The organism is Pseudomonas sp. CAU 1711, assembly GCF_039888625.1.
Classification (GTDB): Bacteria; Pseudomonadota; Gammaproteobacteria; order Pseudomonadales; family Pseudomonadaceae; genus Aquipseudomonas.
Genome location: NZ_JBDQQT010000008.1, coordinates 90,841 through 117,009 on the forward strand (window position 1 = coordinate 90,841; position 26,169 = coordinate 117,009).

A 26,169-nucleotide genomic window follows, 5' to 3' on the forward strand; every position below is an offset into this window, starting at 1 on the left:
GCGGGAATGTCGCAGCCGCGCCGCTCAGGGCCAGAGTGCCAGCAGCACGCCGCCGGCGAGCAGCAGAACGCCGCTGCCCCGGCGCCAGGCCGCGCCCAGGGGCAGCAGCTTCTCTGCCAGCACCAGCAGCGCCAGTGCGGCCATGCCCCACAGGCTCATCGCGCCGACTACCAGCAGCACCAGCATCAGCGCCCAGCAGCAGCCGACGCAGTACAGGCCGTGATGCAGCCCCAGGCGCCAGGCACCGAGCGCACCGGGGCGCGCATGGTGCTGGAGGAAGCCCAGCGGGCTCTGACAATGGGCGAGACAGGCGGCCTTGGCCTGGCTCATCTGATAGACGCCGGCCAGCAGCAGTATCGGCGCGCCCAGCAGCGGCGGCAGGCGCAGGGCCATGGGGTCGAGCCAGCCGAGCCACTCGCCCAGGGCCTGCAGCAAGGTCATGAGCAGGGCGAAGCCGCTCCACACCAAGGCGTAGGCAGCACAGAACACCGCCTGCTTGAGCGGGCGGGCGCTGTCGCGCTGCAGGCAGCGGCGATAGAGCAGGAACACCGGCAGCGCGGCCGGCAGCATCATCGCCTGCATCATCACCAGCCACATGGCGAAGACCAGCAGCCCCTGCACCGAGAGCCACAGGGTCGGCGGCATCGGCATATCGCCCATGGCCGCCATGCCCGCCGCCTGGTGCGCCGACCAGTACCAGGCCGCCGCGCCGAGCGACAGCACCCCGGAGCTCGCGCCGACGGCGCCCCAGTCGAAACGACTAGGCGCGGATGATGCCATTGGGGCCCATGTGCAGGTCGTAGAGCATGGCGTTGCGCCCGGCATAGTCCAAGGCGATGGCGCCCTGGGTGCGGAAGCTGGCGCTGGCGCAGTCCGTCTCGGTGAACTCGAAGCCCTCGGGCAGCACCACCTTGACCCTATGCACCGAGCCGTCCATGGGGTTGCGAATCGGCTCCGCGCGCCCGTCGATGGCCCCCGGCACGCGGATGCTGGCGGTCAGGCCGGCGCGGTCGGTAAGCACCTCGACCGGCAGGAACTGTGGCTCGTGCATGGTCGCCAGCGTGCTGGCGAAGATGGCGAAGAAGGCCGTGGGCTCCTGCTCCTGACCGCTGAGGATGGTCAGCAGGGCCTGGCGCTGGGCCTCGCTGGCACGCTCGTCGATAAAGGCCTGGCACTGGCCCTGCCCCTCGTGGATCGGCCCCGGCCAGGCGAAGGTGCAGGCGACATGCAGGTCGTCGAGCACAACCTCGCCGAAGTGCCCCTCGACTATATGAAAGCCCACCGCCGCCTCGCACTTGCCATGGCTCGGCAGGGCATTGAACTGGCAGGGACAGCCGTAATCGCAGTTGCACAGGTCGACGCCCGCGCCGCGCAGCCGCCAATCGACATGAGAAGCCATGATCCTATCCTCGCGAATAAGCGCATCACCTCTCAGCTTAGGCCCGCAGCCCCCCGCCTCATTAGATGGAATCGGCATCTTGCGTGGACCGGATAAACGAAAAGGGCAGCTTGCGCTGCCCTTTCGCTCACTCCCACTCGATGGTGGCCGGCGGCTTGCTCGACACGTCGTAGGTGACGCGCGAGATGCCCTCGATCTCGTTGATGATGCGGTTGGAGACCTTCTCCAGCAGTTCATAGGGCAGGTGCGCCCAGCGCGCGGTCATGAAGTCGATGGTCTCCACGGCGCGCAGGGCCACGACCCAGGCGTAGCGCCGACCGTCGCCGACCACGCCGACCGACTTCACCGGCTGGAACACCACGAAGGCCTGGCTGGTCTTGTGGTACCAGTCGAAGTTGCGCAGCTCCTCGATGAAGATATGGTCAGCCAGGCGCAGCAGGTCGGCGTATTCCTTCTTCACCTCGCCGAGGATGCGCACGCCCAGGCCCGGACCCGGGAACGGGTGACGGTAGACCATGTCGTAGGGCAGGCCCAGCTCCAGGCCGATCTTGCGCACCTCGTCCTTGAACAGCTCGCGCAGCGGCTCGACCAGTTCGAAGGCCATGTCTTCCGGCAGGCCGCCGACATTGTGGTGGGATTTGATGACATGAGCCTTGCCGGTCTTGGCGCCGGCCGACTCGATCACGTCCGGGTAGATGGTGCCCTGGGCGAGGAACCGCACGTCCTGCAGCTTGGTGGCTTCCTCGTCGAACACCTCGATGAAGGTGCGGCCGATGATCTTGCGCTTCTCCTCCGGGTCGGCGACGCCGGCCAGGCGACCGAGGAACTTGTCCTCGGCGTTGGCGCGGATCACCTTCACGCCCATGTTCTCGGCGAACATGGCCATCACCTGGTCGCCCTCCTGGTGGCGCAGCAGGCCGTTGTCGACGAACACGCAGGTCAGCTGGTCGCCGATGGCCTTGTGCAGCAGGGCCGCGACCACCGAGGAGTCGACCCCACCGGACAGGCCCAGCAGCACCTTGGAGCCGCCGACCTGGGCGCGCACGCTGGCGATGGCGTCCTCGACTATGTTGGCCGGGGTCCACAGGGCCGCGCAGCCGCAGATGTCCAGCACGAAGCGCGAGAGGATGCGCCCACCCTGCTTGGTGTGGGTCACTTCCGGGTGGAACTGCACGCCGTAATAGGCGCGACCGTCGTCGGCCATGGCGGCGATCGGGCAGCTCGGGGTGCTGGCGAGGATGTGGAAACCGGCCGGCAGGGCGGTGACCTTGTCGCCATGGCTCATCCACACGTCCAGGCCGAGCACGCCGTCGGCGTCCACATGGTCCTCGATGCCGTCGAGCAGGCGCGCCTTGCCGACCACGTCGACGCGGGCGTAGCCGAACTCGCGCAGGCTGGAGCCTTCCACCTTGCCACCGAGTTGCTCGGCCATGGTCTGCATGCCGTAGCAGATGCCCAGCAGCGGCACCTTGAGGTCGAACACCGCCTGCGGCGCGCGCGGGCTGTTGGCCTCGTGCACCGACTCCGGACCACCGGCGAGGATGATGCCGCGCGGGGCGAAGGCGAGGATCGCCTCGTCGGCCATGTCGAAGGGATGGATCTCGCAGTACACGCCGATCTCACGCACGCGGCGGGCAATCAGCTGGGTGTACTGGGAGCCGAAATCCAGGATGAGGATGCGGTGGGCGTGAATGTCGTGGTGAGCCATGGGGTGCCTCTACGAGGCAGCTGCAAGCCTCAAGCTGCAAGCTGCAAGTTGAAATAGAGCGCTGCAGCCGCAACGCCCCAGCTTATAGCTTGCGGCTTGCGGCTTGCGGCTAGTCGGCTCAGCCGACCCGGTAGTTCGGGGCTTCCTTGGTGATCTGCACGTCGTGCACGTGCGACTCGGCCATGCCGGCGCCGGTGATGCGCACGAACTCCGGCTTGCTGCGCATCTCCTCGATGGTGGCGCAGCCGGTGTAGCCCATGGAGGCGCGCAGGCCGCCCATCAGCTGGTGGACGATGGCGGCCATGGCGCCCTTGTACGGCACGCGGCCCTCGATGCCTTCCGGCACCAGCTTCTCGGCGCCGGCCGAGGAATCCTGGAAGTAGCGATCGGAGGAACCCTGGGCCTGGGCCATGGCGCCCAGCGAGCCCATACCGCGATAGGCCTTGTAGGAGCGGCCCTGGAACAGCTCGACCTCGCCCGGCGCCTCTTCGGTACCGGCCAGCATGGAGCCGATCATCACGGCGGAGGCGCCGGCGACTATGGCCTTGGACAGGTCGCCGGAGAAGCGGATGCCGCCATCGGCGATCAGCGGGACGCCGGTGCCGGCCAGGGCGGCGGCGACATTGGCCACGGCGCTGATCTGCGGCACGCCGACGCCGGCGACGATGCGGGTGGTGCAGATGGAGCCCGGGCCGATGCCGACCTTGACGCCGTCGGCACCGGCCTCGACCAGCGCCTTGGCGGCCTCGCCGGTGGCGATATTGCCGCCGATCACCTGGACTTCCGGGAAGTTCTGCTTGACCCAGCGCACGCGGTCGATCACGCCCTTGGAGTGGCCGTGGGCGGTGTCGACGATGATCACGTCGACGCCGGCGTGGACCAGCGCGGCCACGCGGTCACCGGTATCGGCGCCGGTGCCGACGGCGGCACCGACGCGCAGGCGGCCCTGGTCGTCCTTGCTGGCCAGCGGGTAAGCCTTGGCCTTCTCGATGTCCTTGACGGTCATCATGCCCTTGAGGCTGAAGGCGCCGTCGACGATCAGCACCTTCTCGATGCGGTGCTTGTGCAGCAGCTCGCGCACGGTCTCCTTGTCGGCCCCTTCCGGCACGGTGACCAGGCGCTCCTTGGGCGTCATCACGTCGCGCACCAGGGCGTCCAGGCGGTTCTCGAAGCGCACGTCGCGGGAGGTGACGATGCCGACCAGATCGCCGTTGGACAGCACCGGCACGCCGGAAATGTTGTGCTGGCGGGTCAGCTCGAACAGGTCGCGCACGGTGGCGTCAGCCTCGATGGTGATCGGGTCCTTGACCACGCCGGCCTCGAACTTCTTGACCTTGCGCACCTCGGCGGCCTGCTGCTCGATGGTCATGTTCTTGTGGATGATGCCGATGCCGCCTTCCTGGGCCATGGCGATGGCCAGGCGCGCTTCGGTGACGGTATCCATCGCGGCGGACAGCAGCGGGATGTTCAGCTCGATGCCACGGGTCAGGCGGGTCTTGAGACTGACGTCCTTGGGCAGGACTTCGGAATAACCGGGGATGAGCAGAACGTCGTCGAAGGTGAGTGCTTCTTGGCTGATGCGCAGCATGGCGGGGCTCCCGGGAGGGAAAAATAAGAAGCGCGGCATTATACCCAGCAGAGCGCCCGCGCTCAATGTGCGCTCAGCGTTTTACCCGCACCTGGGCCAGCGGATAACCGAGGCGCTCGGCCAGCTCGTCGACGAAGGCCTGGCGCAGGCCGGCCGGGCCCCAGCCGTTGAAGACCAAGCCGAGATTGGAGAACGCGCAGGGCTGCAGGAACAGGAAGCCGTTGATATCGTCCTCGTGGCCGCATTCAGGGCAGGTGAAGTTGTCGGTGTCGCCGGGCATCCACTCGTCGAGGCTGTCGAACAGGGCCTCGCCTATCTCCTGGCGGCACTCGGGGCAACCGGCCTCCTCGAGGAAGTCTTCGCTCGGCGTATAGATGCAGCGTTTGCTGACGATCTGCAGGCCGTTGAGCGGCTGCTCGAAGGGTAGCCGCTCGGGGCGCTCGGCGATCGCCCGCGCGCCCGCCGCAATGGCATGGGCCATGCCGTTGCCCAGGGCGCCGCAGGTGCTCGGCAGTGCGGCCACTATGTCGCGCCTGACCAGCCAGCGCAGCAGCAGGCCTGCCCGGGCCTCGTGCTCGGGCAGGCTGGAGATGCGGGGGACGAGGATGATCTGCTCGCTCATGACAGGCATACCGAAACGCACAAAGGCGCGCAGCTTAATGCCGGTGACGGGCCGGTCAAGCGGCTATGGCCCCGGCGGTAAAGCCTTTATCATGCCGCCATGCTCAACGATCCCTTCCAGCGCCTCGGCCTCGACCGCGACGTACTCAGCGTCAGCCAACTGAACAACCGCGCCCGCCTGCTGCTGGAGGACGTGTTCGCCCAGGTCTGGGTCGAGGGCGAGATATCCAACCTGGCCCGCCCGGCCTCCGGCCACATCTATTTCACCCTCAAGGACAGCCAGGCCCAGGTGCGCTGCGCGCTGTTCCGGCAGAACGCCGCGCGCGTGCGCCAGGCCCTGCGAGACGGCCTGGCGGTGCGGGTGCGCGGCAAGGTCTCGCTGTTCGAGGGGCGCGGCGACTATCAGCTGATCCTCGATATGCTGGAGCCGGCCGGCGACGGCGCCCTGCGCCTGGCCTTCGAGGCGCTCAAGGAGAAGCTCGCGGCCGAGGGCCTGTTCGCCGCCGAACGCAAGCGCGCCCTGCCCGCCCACCCGCAGCGCATCGGCATCGTCAGTTCGCCGACCGGCGCGGTGATCCGCGACATCATCAGCGTGTTCCGCCGCCGCGCGCCGCAGGTGGCGCTGACCCTGGTGCCCACCGCCGTGCAGGGCTTCGATGCCACCGCGCAGATCGTCCGCGCCCTTGAGCTGGCCGACCGCGCCGGCTTCGACGCCATCATCCTGGCCCGCGGCGGCGGCTCGCTGGAAGACCTCTGGTGTTTCAACGAGGAAGCCGTGGCGCGCGCCGTGGCCGCCTGCGCCACGCCCATCGTCAGCGCCGTCGGCCATGAGACCGATGTATCGATCAGCGACTTCGTCGCCGACGTGCGCGCGCCGACCCCCTCGGCCGCCGCCGAACTGCTGGCACCGGACAGCTCGGAGCTGCAGCGCCGCCTGGACGGCCTCAAGCGCCGCCTGGCCCTGAGCCTGCAGAGCCGCCTGGTCCGCGAGCGCCTGCGCCTGGACGGCCTGGCCCGGCGCCTGCGCCACCCCGGCGAGCGCCTGCGCCAGCAGGCCCAGCGCCTGGATGATCTGGATATGCGCCTGCGCCGCGCCTTCGCCCAGCAAACCAATAGCCGCCACGAGCGCCTGGCGCGCCTGGAGGGCCGCCTCAACGCCCAGCACCCGGGCCGCGCCCTGGCCCTGCTGCGCCAGCGCCTGGACAGCCTGGCCGCGCGCCTGCCGCGCGCCATCCAGTTGCAACTGCGCCAGCAGCGCCAGCAACTGGCCGCCGCCAGCCAGCAACTGCATATCGTCAGCCCGCTGGCCACCCTCGGCCGCGGCTACAGCATCCTCCTCGACGAACGCGGCCAGGCGATCCGCGCCGCCAGCCAGACCCAGCCCGGCCAGCGCCTCAAGGCGCGCCTGGGCGAAGGCGTACTGGACGTGCGGGTCGAGGACAACCATCTTGAGCCGGTGACCCTGTCCCTGCTCGACTGATATCGCCACATGGATAGCCCATGCGCCTCGTCTGCCTGTTCACCCTGCTTTGCCTCGCCCTGCCTGCCCAGGCCGAGGGCTTTATCACCCGCCTGCTGAACAAGCCGGTGCCCGGCGGCGTCGCCGTGCTCGACCTGGGCGACGGCCAGGATGCGCCGCAGGTTCGCTACCAGGGCAAACCGGTGCTGGTGATCAAGGAGGATGGCCGGCGCTGGATCGCCATAGTCGGCATCCCGCTGACCGTGGCGCCGGGCGAGCAGCGCATCGAGGCGGATGGCCGCGCCCTGAACTTTCGCGTCGGCGCCAGGCATTACCGCGAGCAGCGCATCACCCTGAACAACCAGGAACAGGTCAATCCGAGCCCGGCCAATCTCAAGCGCATCGAGCGCGAACTGGCCGAACAGAGCGCCGCCTACCGCCAGTTCAGCCCGCGCCAGCCGAGCAACCTGCTGCTCGACAAGCCGGTCGACGGCCCGCTGTCCTCGCCCTTCGGCCTGCGCCGCTTCTTCAACGGCGAGGAACGCAACCCGCACTCCGGGCTGGACTTCGCCGTGGGCGCCGGCACGCCGATCAAGGCGCCGGCCGCCGGCCGGGTGATACTGATCGGCGACTACTTCTTCAACGGCAAGACGGTGTTCGTCGACCACGGCCAGGGGCTGATCAGCATGTTCTGCCACCTGTCGGCGGTGAGCGTGAAGCCCGCCGACGAGCTGCCACGCGGCGCCGTGCTGGGCAAGGTCGGCGCCACCGGCCGCGCCACCGGACCGCACCTGCACTGGAACCTCAGCCTCAACGACGCGCGCGTCGACCCGGCGATCTTCATCGGCCAGTTCCGGCCCTGAACCTTACCGTTCGTCGGGTTCCCTCCCCAGCCGCTCAAGCCACTTCCTGCCGAGCCGATCTATCCAGTGAAGCCGGACTGCCGTCCGGCCAATTTGTGTGAGCCGACTGGATGCTGACGGTCAATACCAACATCTCGTCGTCATTCACGCGTCGCCAACTGGAAAGCAACAGCACGGGCCTCAATACGGCGCTGCAACGCCTGTCCACCGGGCAGCGGATCAATAGCGCCAAGGACGATGCCGCCGGGCTGCAGATTTCCAATCGACTGACCTCGCAGGTGCGGGGTCTGAACGTGGCGATACGGAATGCCAACGATGGTATTTCGCTGCTGCAGGTAGCGGAAGGTGCGCTGCAAAGCGTCACCGACGCCCTGCAGCGCATCCGCGCGCTCGGCCTGCAGGCGATGAACGGCTCCAACGGCCTCAGCGAGCGCCAGGCCCTCGACCAGGAAGCCCAGCAACTGCTGCAGGAGATCAACCGGGTCAACGAGACCACCACCTTCGCCGGACGCAAGGTGTTCGACCAGGGCAGCTACTCGGTGCTCGGAGACCTCGACCAGCGTGCCGTGCTCAACTCGCTCAAGGGCTTCTGGATCAGCGAAGGCGAGCAGCGCGTCTTCGACGCCTACGGCCTGCGCGCCGGCGGCAGCAAGCTGGAAATCACCCTCAGCAATGACAGCAGTAGCACCGCCCTGGCATCGGTGTCCTACAGCGGGGCGGACGCCAGCGGCCGCGTGCTGAATCAGGTACTGGACGTCAACCTGGCCTACTTCGACGCCGCGACCCTCCCCAACGGCGGCACCAACCCGGCGCAGTACACCGACAGGGTGATAGCCCACGAGATGGCTCACGCGGTAATGGGCCGCACCATGAACTTCGCGACGGGCCTGACCAGCTGGTTCATCGAAGGCGCGGCCGAGGCGGTGCATGGCGCCGACGAGCGCCTGTTCGCCGACACCGCAGGCGGCACCGACGTCACCGCCATCCTGGCCGCCTACAACGCCGACGATGTCAGTGGTTCGGCCGGCTACTCCGCCGGCTATGCGGCCATTCGCTATATGCACGACAGCGTCAAGGCGGCCGGTGGCAAGGGCATCAAGGACATCATGGGCTACCTGAACGCCAATGCTGGCTCGACGCTCGATCAGGCGCTCACCAACGCCAGCAAAGGAGCCTTTTCCAGCCTGGCCGACTTCGACGCCCAGTTCAATGCCGACGCTTCGGCCTTTGTCGCAGGCATGAACCTGACCAACGCCGATACCGGCGCCATCGGCGGCCTGGATGCCGACGGCGGCAACGAACTGACCGCCGAGAGCGTGCTGCCCAACCGGGGAACCGGCCTGCCCGGCTCGCAGGGCTTCGCCCTCGACGAGCCGGAGCTGTTCAACCCGAACGGCGTCGGCGGCAATGCCCAGACCCACTTCCAGGTCGGCGCCGAAGCCTACGAAACCATCCGGATCGGCATCAGCTCCTTCAGCGCCGACAGCCTGGCCCTGAGCCGCCTGGACCTGGTCGACCTACCCGGCCTGGCGGTGATGGACATCGACGATGCGCTGGCCTACATCGATCGTCAGCGCGCCTATATGGGCGCCGTGCAGAACCGCCTGCAATCCACCATCGAGAACCTGCAGAGCATCGCCGAGAACGCCTCCGCCAGCCGCTCGCGCATTCTCGACACCGACTTCGCCAGCGAGACCAGCACTCTGGTGTCCAAGCAGATCATTCAGCAGGCCGCGCAAAGCGTCCTGGCCCAGGCCAACCAACGGCCCCAGGCAGTGCTCAGCCTGCTGTCCTGATCGCCAAGCAATCAGCCGCCACAAAAAGCCGACAACACGCAACAATTCACCCTCACGGCAAGAAAATAGCTATTTCATAGCGTTTTATCTGCAGGCATTGCCATAATTACCCTTGACCAGTAGGGTAATCGGCATGCATACAGCTCACACCCTCATTCTTCGCAGGCAGCACGCCTGCCAGCGCCTGGTTGCACCGCGACTGCGTGGCTAAAGCCCGCCCCTTTGATTCGCGCCAACCTCGCCAAGCCTCGCCTTCAGGATTTCGCCCATGACCATGCTCAAAGACCCATCGAAGAAGTACCGCCCCTTCACGCCGATTGCCCTGCCCGACCGCACCTGGCCGGACAAGGCCATCGACCAGGCACCGATCTGGCTGTCCACCGACCTGCGCGACGGCAACCAGTCGCTGATCGAACCGATGGATGCCGAGAAGAAGATGCGCTTCTTCAAGTGCCTGCTGGCCGTGGGCCTGAAGGAGATCGAAGTAGGCTTCCCGTCAGCCTCGCAGACCGACTTCGACTTCGTGCGCGAACTGATCGAAGGCGGCCATATCCCCGACGACGTGACCATCCAGGTGCTGACCCAGGCCCGCGACGACCTCATCGAGCGTACCTTCGAGTCGCTCAAGGGCGCCAAGAAGGCCATCGTCCACTACTACAACGCCACCGCGCCGAGCTTCCGCAAGATCGTCTTCAACCAGGACAAGGCCGGCGTCAAGGCCATCGCCGTGGCCGCCGGCAAGACCATCAAGCGCCTGGCCGATGCCGCTCCCGAGACCCGGTGGGGCTTCGAGTATTCGCCCGAGGTGTTCAGCAGCACCGAGACCGACTTCGCCGTCGAGGTGTGCAACGCGGTGATCGAGGTGTTCCAGCCGACCCCGAGCCAACGCCTGATCCTCAACCTGCCGGCCACCGTCGAGTGCGCCACGCCGAACCACTATGCCGACCAGATCGAGTGGTTCTGCCGTCACGTGGACAAGCGCGACAGCCTGATCATCAGCCTGCACACCCATAACGACCGCGGCACCGGCGTGGCCGCCTCGGAGCTGGCGCTGATGGCCGGCGCCGACCGCGTGGAAGGCTGCCTGTTCGGCAACGGCGAGCGCACCGGCAACCTGTGCCTGGTGACCATGGCGCTGAACATGTACACCCAGGGCGTGGACCCCAAGCTCGACTTCTCCGACATCGACGCCGTGCGCAAGGTGGTCGAGGACTGCAACCAGATTCCGGTGCACCCGCGTCATCCCTATGTCGGCGACCTGGTCCACACCGCCTTCTCCGGCTCGCACCAGGACGCCATCCGCAAGGGCTTCGCCCAGCAGAAGGACGATACGCTGTGGGAAGTGCCCTACCTGCCGATCGACCCGGCCGATATAGGCCGCGACTATGAAGCCGTCATTCGCGTGAACAGCCAGTCCGGCAAGGGCGGCATCACCTTCCTGCTCGAGCAGGAATACGGCATCAGCCTGCCGCGCCGCCTGCAGATCGAGTTCAGCCAGGTGGTACAGCGCGAGACCGATCGTCTCGGCCTGGAGATGACCGCCCAGCAGATCTACCGGCTGCTGGAAAGCGAGTACCTGCAGGCCGACAGCCCCTACGCGCTGAAGAGCCATCGCCTGCAGGAGGAGAACGGCATCTGCACCGTGGACGTCGACGTCACCTGCGACGGCGAACTGCGCCGCAAGCACGGCACCGGCAAGGGCCCGCTGGAGGCGCTGGTCGCCGCGCTGCCGCAGAGCATCGAGATCATGGACTACCACGAGCACGCCATCGGCGCCGGCACCAATGCCCAGGCCGCGGCCTATATCGAGGTACGCCTGAACGGCGGCCGCCCGCTGCACGGCATCGGCGTCGACGAAAACCTCACCACCGCGACCTTCCGCGCCCTGTTCAGCGCACTCAACCGTGCCCTGAGCCAGGAACAGGAAAAGGCCTCGGCGGCCTGAGCCGAATGAAGGGGAGCGAGAGCTCCCCTTCTTTTTGCTCGCCCGAGCGGATGCTGCTCTAGACTCAGAACAAGCCCACCCCGTGGAGCCCACGCCATGCCCTCACTGCGCCCCCTGCTGTTCTCCCTGCTCCTGGCCTTTACCGGGTCGGCACTGGCAGAGGATGTGGTGATGGCCTTCGGCGAGAAGATTCCACCCTACTGCTTTCCCGAAAGCGACAGCGGCATCGAGCTGGAGGTCATAGGCGAGGCCCTGGCCTTTCGCGGCCATCGGCTGAAACCGCGCTACTACCCACTCGCCCGAGTGCCGCTGGCCTTTCGCCAGGCCGAGGTGGACGCGGCGATGACCGACCTCGGCCAGGATCTCAGCAGCGCGGGCGCCCATTACGGCGACCCGGCCGTGCTCTACCACAATGTCTTCGTCACCCTGAAGGGGCGCCGCCTGAAAATCACCGAACCGGCCGACCTGCGCGGCCTGAGCATCGTCGCCTTCCAGGGAGCGGCCAAACGCTACCCTGAATGGCTGGCCGCCAGCCAGGCCGCCGGGCTCTACTTCGAGCAGAACAATCAGGAGCTGCAAGTCCTTGGCCTGAACAAGGGCCGCTACGACGTGGTGCTGAGCGACCAGAGCATCTACCAGTACTTCGAGCAGCTACTCGGCCGCACTTCCCTGTTCAAGGCCAAATCGGTGGATTTCCACGAGTTCGTCGAGGAAGACCCGCTGAACTACCGACCGGTGTTCCGCTCGGAGAATATCCGCGACGACTTCAACGCCGGCCTGCAGGAGCTCAAGGCCAGTGGCCGCTACCAGGCCATCTACGACAGCTATCTGAAGCAACCCTGAACTAGCTCAGGCGGAATCCATCTGCATCCAGATGGGCCGGAAAACGTTCGCGGTAGGCCGTCAGTTCGCCGCTCGACAGACGCACGCGAAATACCCCGGCGGCATCGCCCGGCGCCAGCAGGGGCTCGCCCTGGAAATCCAGCACCTGGCTGTCGCCCGCGTAGGCGTGGCCCTTGCCGTCCTGGCCGATGCGGTTGACCGCCGCGACATAGCACAGGTTCTCGATGGCCCGCGCCGGCAGCAGGCGGTTCCAGTGCTGGCGCCGCGCGGCCGGCCAGTTGGCGGTGTAGAGCAGCAGGTCGGTGCCGCCGGCGTCGCGGCTCCACACCGGGAAGCGCAGGTCGTAGCAGATCAACGGGCGCACCCGCCAACCCTTGAGCTCCAGCACCACCTGCTCCTCGCCCGCCGCGTAGTGCTTGTGCTCGCCGGCCATGCGAAACAGGTGGCGCTTGTCGTAGTGCGCCAGCGAAGCGTCCGGACGCGCCCACAACAGGCGGTTGCGATAGCTGTCATCGGCGGCACGGATGATCAGGCTGCCGGTGACCACCGCGCCGATGCGCCGGGCCTGCTCGCGCAGCCAGGCCGTGGTCGGGCCGTCCTCGGGCTCGGCCAGTTCGGCCGAGTGCATGGAGAAGCCGGTGCTGAACATCTCCGGCAGCACCACCAGGTCGGCGCCGCGCGCCTGCGTAAGCAAGGGCTCGAAGCGCGCGCGGTTGGCGGCCGGGTCGTGCCAGTCCAGTTCGCTCTGGATCAACGCCAGCTCGAGGTCGGGTTTGTCGCTCATCTCATATCACTCGCCGTAGGGTGGATGTCGTTTTTCACATCCACCAGAACTCGGTGGATAACGCTTCGCGGTTATCCACCCTACACCGCGCAGAGTTTGGCGGCGGCCTGGCGCAGCGTCTCCTCGCGCTTGGCGAAGCAGAAACGCACCAGGCGCATCTCGGCCGGAGGCTGCTGGTAGAACACCGAGACCGGAATGGCCGCCACGCCGTGTTCGCGGGTCAGCCATTCGGCCATGGCCACATCGTCCAGATCCGGGCGGATCGCCGAGTAGTCGGCCAGCTGGAAGTAGGTACCGGGCGCGCGGGTGAAGCCGAAGCGCGAGCCGGCCAGCAGGTCGCAGAACAGGTCGCGCTTGGCCTGGTAGAAGGTCGGCAGCTCCTCCACATGTTGTGGGCATGCGGCCATAAAGTCGGCCAGGGCATGCTGCAGCGGGGTCACCCCGCAGAAGTTGACGTACTGGTGGATCTTGCGCAGCTCGGCGGTGAGCGCAGGCGGCGCCACCACGTAGCCGGTCTTCCAGCCGGTGACGTGGTAGGTCTTGCCGAAGGAGCTGACCACGAAGGCCCGGGCATAGAGCTCTTCATGGGCCAGCACGCTGGCATGCCGCACGCCGTCGTAGATCAGGTGCTCGTAGACCTCGTCGCTGACGATATGGATATCGCGGCCACGGATCAGCGCCGCCAGGCGGTCGAGGTCGCTACGGGTCAGCAGCGCGCCGCTGGGGTTGTGCGGCGAGTTGAGGAAGATCAGCCGGGTACGCGGGCCGATCGCATCGGCCAGGCGCTGCCAGTCCACGGCGAAGTCCGGCAGGGCCAGCGGCACATGCACGCAGCGGCCGCCGGCCAGCTCCACCGAGGGCTCGTAGCTGTCGTAGCAGGGGTCGAGGACGATGGCCTCGTCGCCCGGGTGGATCAGCGCCTGCACCGCACAGAAGATCGCCTCGGTGGCGCCGGGGGTGATGGTGATCTCGCTGTCGGCATCGCGCTGCACGCCATAGCTGCGCGAGAGCTTGGCCGCCACCTGCTGGCGCAGGGCCGGCAGGCCGGTCATCGGGCAGTACTGGTTGCGTCCCTCCAGCACATGGCGCGCCACCGCCTCGCGCAGGGCCTGCGGGCCGTCGAAATCGGGAAAGCCCTGGGACAGGTTGAGGGCACCGACCTCGGCGGCCAGCTGGGACATGCGGGTGAAGATGGTGGTGCCGACATGCGGCAGCTTGCTGGCGAGCATCGGGACGTCCTCGGGGAAAGCTGCAAGCTACAAGCTTCAAGCCGCACGCAAAAGCGGCCCGGCTTCACTTGCAGCTTGAGGCTTGCCGCTTATGGCTATCTTTTCTTGTCCTTGCGCTTCTTCTCGGCCTTCTTGTGGTGGCTCATCAGGCGGCGCTTGCGGTTGACCTGGCGCTCGGTGAGCTTGTTCTTCTTGCCCTCGTAGGGGTTCTCGCCGCCCTTGTACTCGATGCGGATCGGCGTGCCGACCAGCTTGAGCACGCGCCGATAGGTGTTCTCCAGGTAGCGGGTGTAGGTCTTCGGCACCGCGTCCACCTGGTTGCCGTGGATCACGATCAGCGGTGGGTTGGCGCCGCCCAGGTGGGCATAACGCAGCTTGATGCGGCGGCCGTTGACGGTCGGCGGCTGGTGCTCCTGCACGCAGTCCTCGAGGATCTGCGTCAGGCGGTTGGTCGGCCAGCGAGTGACGGCGGCCTTGAAGGCGGTCTGTACCGACTTGTACAGGTGGCCGACGCCGGTGCCGTGCTTGGCGGAAATGAAGTGGATATCCGCCCAGTCGACGAACATCAGCCGGCGCTCCAGTTCGGTCTTCACGTAGTCCTTCTCGCCCTGCTCCATGCCGTCCCACTTGTTCAGGGCGATGACCAGCGCGCGACCGGTCTCCAGCACGAAGCCGAGCAGGTTGAGGTCGTGCTCGACCACGCCTTCGCGGGCGTCCATCACGAAGATCACCACGTTGGCGTCCTGGATGGCCTGCAGGGTCTTGACCACCGAGAACTTCTCGACGGCCTCGAAGATCTTGCCGCGACGGCGCACGCCGGCGGTGTCGATCAGGGTGTACTTCTCTTCGTCGCGCTCGAAGGGGATATAGATGCTGTCGCGGGTGGTGCCGGCCTGATCGTAGACGATCACCCGCTCCTCGCCGAGCATGCGGTTGACCAGGGTCGACTTGCCGACGTTGGGGCGGCCGATGATGGCGATCTTGATGCCGTCCTTCTCGCTCGGGCCGGGGATGCGCTTGGCCTCCTGACCCTCGGCAACCACTTCCTCGGCCTCGCCCTCCTCGCCTTCGAGCACTTCTTCGGCATTGTCCTTGGGGAAGATGCCCAGCGCGGCTTCCAGCATCTGGCTGATGCCGCGGCCGTGAGCGGCGGCGATCGGCAGGGCGTCGCCCAGGCCCAGCGGGCTGAACTCGGCGCGGGCGATATCCGGGTCGACGGTGTCGACCTTGTTGGCGACCAGGAAGCTGCGCTTGTTCCGCTTGCGCAGGTGCTCGGCGATCATCTGGTCGGCGGCGGTCATCCCCGCGCGCGAGTCGACCATGAACAGCACGGCATCGGCCTCCTCGATGGCCTGCAGCGACTGCTCGGCCATCTTCGCATCGATACCTTCCTCGTCGCCGGAGATGCCGCCGGTATCGATGACGATATAGGTACGCCCCTGCCACTTGGCCTCGCCGTACTGGCGGTCGCGGGTCAGGCCGGCGTACTCGGCCACGATCGCGTCGCGGGTCTTGGTCAGGCGGTTGAACAGCGTCGACTTGCCGACATTGGGGCGGCCCACCAGGGCGATTACCGGAACCATTGGCTCCTCCAGCAAGAAATCTAAAAAACACAAAGGCCGCTACCGTCAAACGGCAGCGGCCGAACTCATTCTTCCGCAGGCTGGGTAGAGCCTAGCGAAACCCAGCGCTGTGCGGCCGATGCTGGGTTTCGCCTGCGACTCTAGCCATCCTACCGGATGGTCAGGCCGACCAGCTTGCCGCTGTTGCCGTAGGCGTAGATCCAGTCGCCGACCACCAGCGGGCGGGTGCGCAGGCCGTCGCCGTCGATCTTCTCGCGACCGACGAAGTGGCCGTCCACCTGGCTGAGCAGATGCAGGTAGCCTTCGAAGTCGCCGACCGCCACATAGCTGGAGAACACTTCCGGCGCGGACAGCTGGCGACGCAGCAGGGCATCGTTGCTCCACAGCGCGGAGGTGGAGTTCTCGTCGACACCTTCCACGGCGCCATTGGCCAGGCTCACGTAGACGCTGCCGAAGCCCTGGGCCAGGCCCACATAGCTGGAGGCATCGCGATTCCACAGCGGACGACCGCTGTCCAAGTCGAAGGCCGCGACCTTGCCCTGGTAGGTCACCACGTAGAGGTTGCCGCCGGACAGCAGCAGGTTGCCGTCGATATCAACCACCCGCTCCAGCTCGGAACGCCCCTGCGGGATGGCCACGCGCTGCTCCCACACCGGGATGCCGCGACTGGCGTCCAGCGCCAGCAGCTTGCCGCTGGACAGGCCGGCGACCACCAGGCGGTTGGTCACCACCGGGCTGCTGGTACCGCGCAGGGTCAGTACGGCCGGGCTGTTCTCGAAGATCCAGCGCTGCTCGCCGCTGCTGGCGTCGAAGGCGATCAGGCGGTCGTCCTGGGTCTGCACCACGACGACATCGCCATTGGTGGCAGGAGCGGACAGCACCTCACTGGTGACGCGCGAGCGCCACTTCTCTTCGCCGCTGCTGGCGTCCAGGGCCACCACCTCGCCCTTGAGGGTGCCGACCAGCACCAGGCCGTAGCCGGCACCGACACCGCCGGAGATCGGCAGGTCCAGCTCGGTTTCCCAAATCACTTTGCCGGTCAGGCGATCCAGAGCCATCACCTCGCCGTTGGCGGCGGCAGCGTACAGGCGCTCACCCTCGACGGCCGGGGTCAGCATGTTGTAGAGCTCGCCCTGGCCATCGCCGATGGAGCGGCTCCACTGGGCCTCCAGGCGCACCTCCTCCTGGATCTTCGGCAACTCGTTCGGCGGCAGTTCCTTCTTGCTGTTGCTGCTGCACCCCACGGCCATCACGGCCAGGGCCAGCACGGCGGCATTCTTCCAGCGCATCACGTCAGGCATCCCCTTTAGCCAGGTCATCGAGTTTCATCTGCAGGCCGCCCACGGCGGCATCTTCGGCCAGGGCATCCTTGGCCTTCTGGTAGGCGGCATGCGCCTCGTCGCTACGACCGAGTTGCACCAGCAGATCGCCCTTGAGTTCTTCGCGGCTGGCCAGCCAGGCCTTGGCGGCCTCGCCGTCGAGCAGCCCGAGGCCTTCCTCGGCCTTGTCCTGGGCGGCCAGCACGCGGGCCAGACGCTGACGCGCCAGCTCGTCGATGGTGGCGTCGGCCGGTTTGTCCAGCAGCGGCTTGAGTTCGGCCACCGCATCGTCCAGCTTGCCGGACTCCACCGCCACCTTGGCGACGAACAGGCTGGCGTACTGGGCATAGGCCGTGCCGGCGTGCTCCTTCTTCAGCTTGCCGGCCAGTTCGACGACCTTGCCGGCATCCGGCTGGCCGCTGGGGGTCAGGCTGGTCTCCAGCAATTGCTGGTACAGCAGCGATGCCTCCTGGGCCTGGTTGCTCTGATGCTGCTGCCAGGCCTGCCAGCCAAACACCAGGGCCAGGGCCAGCGCGCCACCGGTCAGCAGGGGCTTGCCGTTGCGCTGCCACCACTCCTTGATCTGCGCAATCTGTTCTTCTTCGGTCATGCTCACCCGGATAACTCCTTAAAATTCGCTTGATTCTCAGACCTGCAGGCAGGCGGCGAGATGCGCGGGCAGCGCATCCCAGGCAATGGTCTGTTGCTCGGCGTCGTCGCGCAGGGGTTTGCAACCTACCACGCGGCCGGCCAGTTCGTCCTCACCCAGGATCAGGGCGAAGCGCGCGCCGCTCTTGTCGGCCTTCTTGAACTGACTCTTGAAGCTGCCGCCGCCGGCATTGACCAGCAGGCGCAAGCCCGGCATGGCATCGCGCAGGCGCTCGGCCAGCCCCAGTCCGGCCAGCTCGGCGGCTTCGCCGAAGGCGCACAGGTAGAGGTCGGCCGGGGCATTGAGCTCGGCCGGCAGCAGCTCCAGGGTCTCCAGCAGCAGGACCAGGCGCTCGACGCCCATGGCGAAGCCCACGCCCGGCGTCGGCTTACCGCCCAGCTGACCGACCAGGCCGTCGTAACGGCCGCCGGCGCACACGGTGCCCTGGGCACCGAGCTTGTCGGTGACCCACTCGAACACGGTACGGTTGTAGTAATCGAGGCCACGGACTAGCTTGTGGTTGATCTCGTAGCGGATGCCCACGGCGTCCAGGCGCGCCTTGACGCCCTCGAAGTGCAGGCGGGACTCCTCGTCCAGGTAGTCGGCCAGGGTCGGCGCATCGGCCAGCAGGGCCTGGGTCTCGGCGCTCTTGCTATCGAGGATGCGCAGCGGATTGGTGGTCAGGCGGCGCTGGCTGTCCTCGTCGAGCCGGTCGAAGCGCTCGTTGAGATAGGTCACCAGGGCATCGCGATAGGCCGCGCGCGCCTCGCTGGAGCCCAGGCTGTTGAGCTGCAGGGTCACGGAGTCGGCCAGGCCGAGCTTCTGCCACAGGCGCCAGGTCAGCACGATCTGCTCGGCGTCGACGTCCGGGCCGGGCAGGTTGAAGGCTTCCACGCCGATCTGGTGGAACTGGCGGTAGCGGCCCTTCTGCGGCTTCTCGTAGCGGAACATGGGACCGGCATACCACAGCTTCTGCACCTGGCCGCCACCGGACAGACCGTGCTCGAGCACGGCGCGCACGCAGCCGGCGGTGCCCTCCGGACGCAGGGTCAGGGACTCCGCGTTGCGATCGAGGAAGGTGTACATCTCCTTGTCGACCACGTCGGTGCCCTCGCCGATACCGCGAGCGAACAGCTCGGTGAACTCGAGGATGGGCAGGCGGATTTCCTGGTAGCCATAGGCCGCCAGCAACTCGGCCAGGGTGCCTTCCAGGTAGCGCCAGGCAGGGGTCTGCTCCGGCAGGATGTCGTTCATGCCACGGATGGCTTGCAGGGACTTGCTCACTGTTTTTCCTTGTCAGCCGCGGGCGATAACTGCCGCTTCGGCCTCGACCTTCTCGGCCGCCTTACGGCGGATGAGCTTCTCCAGCTCGTCCACCAGATTGTCATTGGTCAGCTTCGAGGCCGGGGCGCCGTCGATATAGACCAGATTGTTCGGGGTGCCGCCGGTGAGGCCGATATGCGCCTCCTTGGCCTCGCCCGGGCCGTTGACCACGCAGCCGATCACGGCGACGTCGAGCGGCACCAGCAGGTCCTCGACCCGCTGTTCCAGCTCGTTCATGGTCTTGACCACATCGAAGTTCTGCCGCGAGCAGCTCGGGCAGGCGATGAAGTTGATCCCGCGCGAACGCAGGCGCAGCGACTTGAGGATATCGAAACCGACCTTGATCTCCTCCACCGGATCGGCGGCCAGGGAGATGCGGATGGTGTCGCCGATGCCGTCGGCCAGCAGCATGCCCAGGCCCACCGCCGACTTCACGGTGCCGGAGCGCAGGCCGCCGGCCTCGGTGATGCCCAGATGCAGCGGCTGCTCGATCTGCTTGGCCAGCAGGCGATAGGCCTCGACGGCCATGAACACGTCGGAAGCCTTCACGCTGACCTTGAAGTCGGGGAAGTTCAGCCGGTCCAGATGCTCGACATGACGCAGCGCGGACTCCACCAGCGCGGCGGGCGTGGGTTCGCCGTACTTCTTCTGCAGATCCTTCTCCAGCGAGCCGGCGTTGACGCCGATGCGGATCGGGATGCCCTTGTCGCGAGCGGCCTCGACCACCGCGCGCACGCGATCCTCGCGGCCGATATTGCCCGGATTGATGCGCAGGCAGTCGACGCCCAGCTCGGCCACGCGCAGGGCGATCTGGTAGTCGAAGTGGATGTCGGCCACCAGCGGCAGGTTGACCCGCTGCTTGATCTTGCCGAAGGCCTCGGCGGCCTCCATCGAGGGCACCGAGACCCGCACTATGTCGGCTCCGGCGGCTTCCAGACGCTGGATCTGGCCGACGGTGGCGTCGACGTCGCAGGTCTCGGTATTGGTCATGCTCTGCACCGAGATCGGCGCATCGCCGCCGACCGGCACCTTGCCGACCCAGATCTTGCGAGAGAGGCGGCGCTTGATGGGGGATTCGCAATGCATGTTCTGGCTCACTGCCCCAGTTTGAGGCGGGCGGTCTCACCGTGAATGAAGGGGGCGACGTCGACGGCTTTGCCATCGACCAGCACCACGGCACCGCGGGCATAGCCGAGGCGCAGCTCCAGCGGCGCCTTGCCGCTCAGCTGCACGCTGTCGCCGCGACGCTTGAGGGCACTGAGCAGGACCTTGCCATTGGCGTCGGTGAGTTCGGTCCAGCAATCGGCGGTGAACTGCAGGTTCACCAGCGTCTCGCCACTGGCCGCTACCACGGGTGCCACGGCAGCGGTGGCGGCCTCGGCGACCGGCGCGGCGACGCTCGGAGTCGCCGGCGCGGGCTGTTCAGCTTGCGGGGCGACGGCGGCCGGACTGGCAGCGTCAGATACGACTGCCGCCTGCGGGGTAGCAGCCTCCGGTGCGGCCTGTGCGATCTCGGCTTCGGGCCGGGCCTCGACCTGTGCGGGGTCTGCAACGAGAGGCAGCTGGACCTGCGCCTCGGCGACCGCCTGATCCTCCGGCTCGGTCAGCGGATGAATCTCGGTGGTGCCGTCGGCCGACTCCACTTCGACATGCTCCAGCTTGGCCTTGGCCGCCTCTTCCTGCAGGCGCTGATTCTCGCCCTGCCACCAGAAGAAACCGACGGCCCCCAGCGCCACCAGGGCGGCGATACTGAACAGCTTCAGCAGGCTCTGGGAGACCCTGGCCGGCTCCTCGATCCGCGACAGGCTGGACACACTGCTACCAGTGGCATCGGTGCCGGTGTACTGGTCGAACTCGGCGACCAGGCGATCGGACTCCAGGCCCATCAGCTTGGCGTAGGCACGGATGTAGCCACGGGCGAAGGTGTGCCCGGGCAACTGCTCGAAGGCACCGGTCTCCAGATGGCGCAGGGCCTGGGCGGTGAGGTTGAGCTGCTGGGCGATGTCGCCCAAGGCCAGGTTTCTGCTTTCGCGAGCCTTGCGCAGCGTCTCGCCGGGGTTGACCCGGTGCGCCACGGCAACTTCAGGATGCGAGGCTTTCATCACTGCTCCGACAGATATTGCTGATATTCGGGGGTGCCCGGGTAGAAGCGCTTCAGTTGCAAGCCCAGGCTGGCGGCTAGGTCGTGATCCTCGAAGACCCTGGCCAGACGGATACCCAGCAGCAGGCTTTGGGGGCTATGGTCTCCCCTCTGACTAAAGCCGGCGTAGTAACTACGGGCGGCCACGTAATCGCGCTCGTCATAAGACAGCAATGCCATCTGCAGCAAAGAGGTCGAACGCTGACTATTCAGGCGCAAGGCTTTCTCAAAGTACTGCTTGGCCTCCGACCGTTTGCCAAGCTGCATAGCGGTCAGGCCGAGGTTCTCGAACACGCGAGAGCGTTCGCTATACAGAGGGTCCTCGGATGCCTTGAGATACTGCTCATAGGCCTCCTGGTAGCGCTGCTGCTCGAACAGGAAGCTGCCGTAGTTGTTGTGCAGGCGCGCCTCGCCACGCTTGAGCGAAATGGCCTTGCGATAGTTTTCGTCGGCCAGCTTGGGCTCCATCTCGTACTGATAGACCACTGCCAGTGCGGCGTAAGCCTCGGCGCTCGAAGAGTCGAGTTCGAGCGCCTTCTTCAGCGGCTCCTTGGCCCTCTCGGTAGAACCCTGCTGGAGATGTCCCAGGCCCAGCTGGATATAGGCATCGCGCGCCGCATTCCGCCCCTCCTGGGTACTCAACCGGTCTACCGGACCTCCGGTCCGGACACAGCCCGCCAGAATGCAGACCAGAGACAGACAGAGCGCAGTGCGCAAGCTCATTGAGTTCCCCCTTCAGTTTCGGTTGGCGGCGTTGCGGGGCTCCTCGGCCTCGCTGCCCAGCTGACGTACGGCAATATAGCGCTCACTGCGACGGGTGCGGTCCTGCACCTGGCCGACCAGCTGGCCACAGGCGGCGTCGATGTCGTCGCCGCGCGTGGTACGCACGGTGACGTTGAAGCCGGCCTTGTGCAGCAGGTCCTGGAAGCGACGGATGGCGTTGTTGCTCGGCCGTTCGTAACCGGAGAAGGGGAAGGGATTAAACGGAATCAGATTGATCTTGCAAGGAAAATCCTTGAGAAGTGCGATCATCTGCGCAGCGTGTTCGGGCTGATCGTTGACATCCTTGAGCAAGGTGTACTCGACGGTCAGATAGCGTTTCTCGCCCAGGCCGTCGATATAGCGGCGGCAGGCGGGCAACAGCACGTCCAGCGGATATTTCTTGTTGAGCGGCACCAGCTGGTTGCGCAACTCGTCGTTCGGTGCGTGCAGCGACAGGGCCAGGGACACGTCGGTGACGGTCGCCAGCTTGTCGATCATCGGCACCACGCCGGAGGTGGACAGGGTCACCTTGCGCTTGGAAATGCCGTAACCGAGATCGTCCATCATGATCTGCATGGCCGGCACGACATTGTCGAAATTCAGCAGGGGCTCGCCCATGCCCATCATCACCACGTTGGTGATGGCACGGTCGATCTTGGCCGGCACGGTGCCGAAGGACTTGTTGGCGATCCACACCTGGCCGATGATTTCCGCGGCAGTCAGGTCGCTGTTGAAGCCCTGCTTGCCGGTGGAGCAGAAACTGCAATCCAGCGCACAGCCGGCCTGCGAAGACACACAGAGGGTGCCGCGGCCGCCTTGCGGGATGTACACGGTCTCGACGCAGCTGCCGGACGCCACCTGCACCACCCATTTGCGGGTGCCATCGGCGGAAATGTCCTGGCTGACGATCTGCGGACCGCGAATCTCGGCGCAGGCCTTGAGCTTTTCGCGCAGGGCCTTGCCGAGATTGCTCATGGCGTCGAAGTCTTCGACGCCAAAATGATGAATCCACTTCATCACCTGACCGGCACGGAAACGCTTTTCCCCGATGCTCTCGAAGAAGCTTTCCATTTCTGGCTGGGTCAGCCCCAGCAGGTTGGTCTTGGTTACATCGGTCATGGATTCACCCTCGCCTGTTCGCTATCAGCGAATGCGAGCGCACACCTCGGTGGCGGAGAAGAAGTAAGCGATCTCGCGAGCGGCGGAAGCCTCGGAGTCGGAACCGTGCACGGCGTTCTCGTCGATGGACACGGCAAAATCGGCGCGGATGGTGCCGGCGGCGGCTTCTTTCGGGTTGGTGGCGCCCATCAGCTCACGGTTCTTCAGAACGGCGTTCTCGCCTTCCAGCACCTGGACGATGACCGGACCGGAGGTCATGAAGGCGACCAGGTCCTTGAAGAAGCCGCGCTCGCTGTGCTCGGCGTAGAAACCGGCGGCTTCGCGCTCGGACAGCTGGACCATCTTGGAGGCGACGACGCGCAGGCCGGCCTTCTCGAAACGGGTGGTGATTTCACCGATGACGTTCTTGGCGACGGCATCCGGCTTGATGATGGAGAAAGTACGTTGAACGGCCATTTGAAGCTCCAGAGTTAAAGCGAAAAATTAAACCCGCGAATTATACGCGGGTTCAAGGGAAAGGGCAGCCATAAGCTGCAGGCCTCAAGCGACAAGAAGAGGCGCAAATGCGGCGCCACGGCTTTTCCTTGCAGTTTGAAGCTTGTGGCTTGTCGCTAGACTTCGTCGATCCAGGCGGCCTGGATGGCCTCCAGCACCTTCTCACCGCCGCGCTGCGGGTCATCGTCGAAGTCCGGCAGGGCCAGCACCCAGTTATGCAGGTCGACGAAGTTGACGTAGCGCGGATCGACGTCGGGCTTGCTCTCGGCCAGCTCGATGGCGATATCCAGCACATCGGTCCATTTCAGGCTCATGTCGGCTCCTTGAAATCAGTGTGGCGCTTCGGCGGCATGGTTGAGCGAGTACTTGGGAATCTCGACGGTCAGGTCTTCAGTCCCGACAATCGCCTGGCAGGCCAGGCGCGACTGAGCTTCCAGGCCCCAGGCGCGATCGAGGAAGTCCTCCTCCAGCTCGTCGGCCTCCTTCAGCGAGTCGAAGCCCTCGCGGATGATGCAGTGGCAGGTGGTGCAGGCACAGACACCGCCGCAGGCACTCTCCATTTCGATATGGTTCTCATGGGCCAGTTCGAGAATGGAGGTGCCGGGCTCGGCCTGCACAACCATGCCTTCGGGGCAGAATTTCTCGTGGGGCAGAAAGATGACCTGCGGCATCGCGGCTTTATTCCTCGAGTTCGTTGAGTCGGCGCCCGGACAGGGCCGCCTTGACACTGGCGTCCATGCGCCGGGCGGCGAAGGCATCGGTGATCTGCGACAGGCGCTTGGCCTGCTGCTCGATGGCATGGGCATCGTCGCCGGCCACCAGCGCGCGCAGCTCGTCCATGGCCGCGCCAATGGCCAGACGCTCATCGGCATCGAGCAGGCGCTCACCATCGGCCTCCAGCGCCGAGTGCACAGCCTCGAGCAGGCGCTCGGCCTCGACCTGCTGCTCGCGCAGGGCACGGGCGGCCTTGTCGCCACCGGCATTGCTGAAGGAATCCTGCAGCATGCGGGCGATCTCGCCGTCGGTCAGACCATAGGACGGTTTGACCTGGATGCTCGCCTCCACGCCCGAACCCAGTTCGCGGGCGGCGACGCTGAGTAGGCCGTCGGCATCCACCTGGAAGGTCACGCGGATCTTCGCCGCGCCGGCGACCATGGGCGGAATCCCGCGCAGCTCGAAACGCGCCAGGGAGCGGCAGTCCTTGACCAGCTCGCGCTCGCCCTGCAGCACCTGGATGGCCATGGCGCTCTGGCCATCCTTGTATGTCGTGAAGTCCTGGGCGCGCGCCACCGGGATGGTGGTGTTGCGCGGAATCACCTTCTCCATCAGGCCGCCCATGGTTTCCAGCCCCAGGGACAGCGGAATCACGTCGAGCAGCAGCAGCTCGTCGCCATTGCCACGCTGGTTGCCGGCCAGGGTATCGGCCTGGATGGCGGCACCGATGGCGACCACCTGATCGGGGTCGATATCGGTCAGCGGCTGGCGACCGAACAGCTCGCCGACCGCCTGGCGCACGCGCGGCACGCGGGTGGAGCCACCGACCATGACCACCGCCTCGACCTCCTCGAGTTCGATGCCGGCATCGCGCACGGCGCGGCGGCAGGCCTTGAGGCTGCGCGCGACCATGGGCTCGATCAGCGCCTCGAACTGGGCGCGGCTCAGCTCGCCGGACCAGCCGTCGTGGGTCAGCGACGCGACATCGGCAGCGGTCAGCGCCTCCTTGGCCGCGCAGGCGGCCTGCAGCAGGCGTCGCTGCGTGGCCGGATCGAGATCCTGGGACAGCCCCGCCTGCTCGATGATCCAGCCAGCGATGGCATGGTCGAAGTCGTCGCCGCCCAGGGCGCTGTCGCCGCCGGTGGCCAGCACCTCGAACACGCCGCGGGTCAGGCGCAGGATGGAGATATCGAAGGTGCCGCCACCCAGGTCATAGATGGCCACCACGCCTTCGGCGCCCTGGTCCAGGCCATAGGCCACGGCGGCCGCGGTCGGCTCGTTGAGCAGGCGCAGCACATTGAGGCCAGCCAGGCGCGCGGCGTCCTTGGTCGCCTGGCGCTGGGCATCGTCGAAATAGGCCGGCACCGTGATCACCGCGCCGACCAGCTCGCCACCCAGGCTGGCCTCGGCGCGCTGGCGCAGCACCTTGAGAATTTCGGCCGAGACTTCCACCGGGCTCTTGGCGCCCTGCACCGTCTCGATGAAGGGCATGTGTGACTCGCCCTCGGCGAAGCGATAGGGCAGCTGCTCGCCGAGCTGCTTGATGTCCTCGACGCCGCGCCCCATCAGGCGCTTGACCGACAGCACGGTATTCAGCGGATCCTGGGCGGCCGCGGCCTTGGCGGCGACGCCGACCTCGACGCGGTCGGCGTGATAGCGCACGGCGGACGGCAGTATCACCGCACCCGTGGCGTCGGCCAACGGCTCGGACAGGCCGCTGCGCACGGCGGCGACCAGCGAATTGGTGGTACCCAGGTCGATGCCCACGGCCAGGCGACGCTGGTGGGGTTGCGGGCTCTGCCCGGGCTCGGCGATCTGCAATAGGGCCAT

General features: G+C 66.5%; 24 protein-coding genes. 5 read left to right on the forward strand and 19 right to left on the reverse strand.

The window, feature by feature from the left end:
- Positions 1–24: 24 nt before the first annotated feature.
- The 5 genes from AAFN46_RS10870 to AAFN46_RS10890 all read right to left on the reverse strand — a co-directional run bounded on the left by AAFN46_RS10870 (position 25) and on the right by AAFN46_RS10890 (position 5,317).
- Complete coding sequence (locus AAFN46_RS10870) at positions 25–780, reverse strand: DUF2182 domain-containing protein (RefSeq protein WP_347808708.1); 756 nt, start codon at positions 778–780, stop codon at positions 25–27.
- Positions 761–1,399, reverse strand: a complete 639-nt coding sequence (locus tag AAFN46_RS10875) for a DUF1326 domain-containing protein (protein WP_347808709.1) — start codon at positions 1,397–1,399, stop codon at positions 761–763. Before AAFN46_RS10875 ends, AAFN46_RS10870 begins: the two co-directional genes overlap by 20 nt.
- Before the next feature lie 127 nt (positions 1,400–1,526).
- The gene (gene guaA, locus AAFN46_RS10880; RefSeq protein WP_347808710.1) at positions 1,527–3,107 is read right to left on the reverse strand and encodes a glutamine-hydrolyzing GMP synthase; all 1,581 of its coding nucleotides are present in this window, start codon (positions 3,105–3,107) and stop codon (positions 1,527–1,529) included.
- Positions 3,108–3,225: 118 nt separating this feature from the next.
- Positions 3,226–4,695: an IMP dehydrogenase gene (gene guaB, locus AAFN46_RS10885; RefSeq protein WP_347808711.1), complete on the reverse strand. Its 1,470-nt coding sequence runs from the start codon at positions 4,693–4,695 to the stop codon at positions 3,226–3,228.
- Positions 4,696–4,768: 73 nt separating this feature from the next.
- Complete coding sequence (locus tag AAFN46_RS10890) at positions 4,769–5,317, reverse strand: sugar ABC transporter ATPase (protein WP_347808712.1); 549 nt, start codon at positions 5,315–5,317, stop codon at positions 4,769–4,771.
- 99 nt (positions 5,318–5,416) lie between these two features.
- On the opposite strand from AAFN46_RS10890, the gene xseA reads away from it, so the two are divergent.
- The 5 genes from xseA (at position 5,417) to AAFN46_RS10915 (ending at position 12,222) form a co-directional block, all read left to right on the forward strand.
- Complete coding sequence (gene xseA, locus AAFN46_RS10895) at positions 5,417–6,796, forward strand: exodeoxyribonuclease VII large subunit (RefSeq protein WP_347808713.1); 1,380 nt, start codon at positions 5,417–5,419, stop codon at positions 6,794–6,796.
- A 20-nt stretch (positions 6,797–6,816) separates the two neighbouring features.
- Positions 6,817–7,638 carry a peptidoglycan DD-metalloendopeptidase family protein gene (locus AAFN46_RS10900; protein ID WP_347808714.1) on the forward strand — a complete coding sequence of 274 codons (822 nt, stop codon included), beginning with the start codon at positions 6,817–6,819 and terminating at the stop codon, positions 7,636–7,638.
- A 110-nt stretch (positions 7,639–7,748) separates the two neighbouring features.
- Positions 7,749–9,434, forward strand: coding sequence for a flagellinolysin (locus AAFN46_RS10905; protein ID WP_347808715.1), 1,686 nt, complete (start codon positions 7,749–7,751; stop codon positions 9,432–9,434).
- A gap of 268 nt (positions 9,435–9,702) precedes the next feature.
- On the forward strand, positions 9,703–11,379 hold the full coding sequence (gene leuA / locus AAFN46_RS10910) for a 2-isopropylmalate synthase (protein ID WP_347808716.1): 1,677 nt from the start codon (positions 9,703–9,705) through the stop codon (positions 11,377–11,379).
- Between the two features lie 96 nt (positions 11,380–11,475).
- Positions 11,476–12,222: an ABC transporter substrate-binding protein gene (locus tag AAFN46_RS10915; protein ID WP_347808717.1), complete on the forward strand. Its 747-nt coding sequence runs from the start codon at positions 11,476–11,478 to the stop codon at positions 12,220–12,222.
- 1 nt (position 12,223) lies between these two features.
- Here AAFN46_RS10915 and AAFN46_RS10920 read toward each other — a convergent pair whose 3' ends face one another.
- From AAFN46_RS10920 to hscA, 14 genes are all read right to left on the reverse strand, one after another.
- Positions 12,224–13,006, reverse strand: coding sequence for an amidohydrolase (locus AAFN46_RS10920; protein ID WP_347808718.1), 783 nt, complete (start codon positions 13,004–13,006; stop codon positions 12,224–12,226).
- An 80-nt stretch (positions 13,007–13,086) separates the two neighbouring features.
- Positions 13,087–14,235, reverse strand: coding sequence for a pyridoxal phosphate-dependent aminotransferase (locus tag AAFN46_RS10925; RefSeq protein ID WP_347808719.1), 1,149 nt, complete (start codon positions 14,233–14,235; stop codon positions 13,087–13,089).
- A gap of 95 nt (positions 14,236–14,330) precedes the next feature.
- Positions 14,331–15,818, reverse strand: a complete 1,488-nt coding sequence (gene der, locus AAFN46_RS10930) for a ribosome biogenesis GTPase Der (protein WP_347808720.1) — start codon at positions 15,816–15,818, stop codon at positions 14,331–14,333.
- A gap of 149 nt (positions 15,819–15,967) precedes the next feature.
- On the reverse strand, positions 15,968–17,119 hold the full coding sequence (bamB, locus tag AAFN46_RS10935; protein ID WP_347808821.1) for an outer membrane protein assembly factor BamB: 1,152 nt from the start codon (positions 17,117–17,119) through the stop codon (positions 15,968–15,970).
- Positions 17,112–17,747 (reverse strand): tetratricopeptide repeat protein, encoded by a 636-nt coding sequence (locus tag AAFN46_RS10940; protein WP_347808721.1) that lies wholly within the window; start codon positions 17,745–17,747, stop codon positions 17,112–17,114. The genes bamB and AAFN46_RS10940 overlap by 8 nt, the downstream gene beginning before the upstream one ends.
- A 36-nt stretch (positions 17,748–17,783) precedes the next feature.
- The gene (gene hisS / locus AAFN46_RS10945; protein WP_347808722.1) at positions 17,784–19,070 is read right to left on the reverse strand and encodes a histidine--tRNA ligase; all 1,287 of its coding nucleotides are present in this window, start codon (positions 19,068–19,070) and stop codon (positions 17,784–17,786) included.
- A gap of 12 nt (positions 19,071–19,082) precedes the next feature.
- Positions 19,083–20,195: a flavodoxin-dependent (E)-4-hydroxy-3-methylbut-2-enyl-diphosphate synthase gene (gene ispG / locus AAFN46_RS10950; protein WP_347808723.1), complete on the reverse strand. Its 1,113-nt coding sequence runs from the start codon at positions 20,193–20,195 to the stop codon at positions 19,083–19,085.
- 8 nt (positions 20,196–20,203) lie between these two features.
- Positions 20,204–21,211 (reverse strand): RodZ family helix-turn-helix domain-containing protein, encoded by a 1,008-nt coding sequence (locus AAFN46_RS10955; RefSeq protein WP_347808724.1) that lies wholly within the window; start codon positions 21,209–21,211, stop codon positions 20,204–20,206.
- The gene (pilW, locus tag AAFN46_RS10960; protein WP_347808725.1) at positions 21,211–21,972 is read right to left on the reverse strand and encodes a type IV pilus biogenesis/stability protein PilW; all 762 of its coding nucleotides are present in this window, start codon (positions 21,970–21,972) and stop codon (positions 21,211–21,213) included. The genes AAFN46_RS10955 and pilW overlap by 1 nt, the downstream gene beginning before the upstream one ends.
- Positions 21,973–21,984: 12 nt before the next feature.
- Complete coding sequence (rlmN, locus tag AAFN46_RS10965; RefSeq protein ID WP_347808726.1) at positions 21,985–23,130, reverse strand: 23S rRNA (adenine(2503)-C(2))-methyltransferase RlmN; 1,146 nt, start codon at positions 23,128–23,130, stop codon at positions 21,985–21,987.
- A gap of 24 nt (positions 23,131–23,154) precedes the next feature.
- The gene (ndk, locus tag AAFN46_RS10970; protein ID WP_347808727.1) at positions 23,155–23,586 is read right to left on the reverse strand and encodes a nucleoside-diphosphate kinase; all 432 of its coding nucleotides are present in this window, start codon (positions 23,584–23,586) and stop codon (positions 23,155–23,157) included.
- A gap of 155 nt (positions 23,587–23,741) precedes the next feature.
- Complete coding sequence (gene iscX / locus AAFN46_RS10975) at positions 23,742–23,939, reverse strand: Fe-S cluster assembly protein IscX (protein ID WP_347808728.1); 198 nt, start codon at positions 23,937–23,939, stop codon at positions 23,742–23,744.
- A 15-nt stretch (positions 23,940–23,954) separates the two neighbouring features.
- Positions 23,955–24,296: an ISC system 2Fe-2S type ferredoxin gene (gene fdx / locus AAFN46_RS10980; RefSeq protein WP_347808729.1), complete on the reverse strand. Its 342-nt coding sequence runs from the start codon at positions 24,294–24,296 to the stop codon at positions 23,955–23,957.
- 7 nt (positions 24,297–24,303) lie between these two features.
- Positions 24,304–26,169 (reverse strand): Fe-S protein assembly chaperone HscA, encoded by a 1,866-nt coding sequence (gene hscA, locus AAFN46_RS10985; protein ID WP_347808730.1) that lies wholly within the window; start codon positions 26,167–26,169, stop codon positions 24,304–24,306.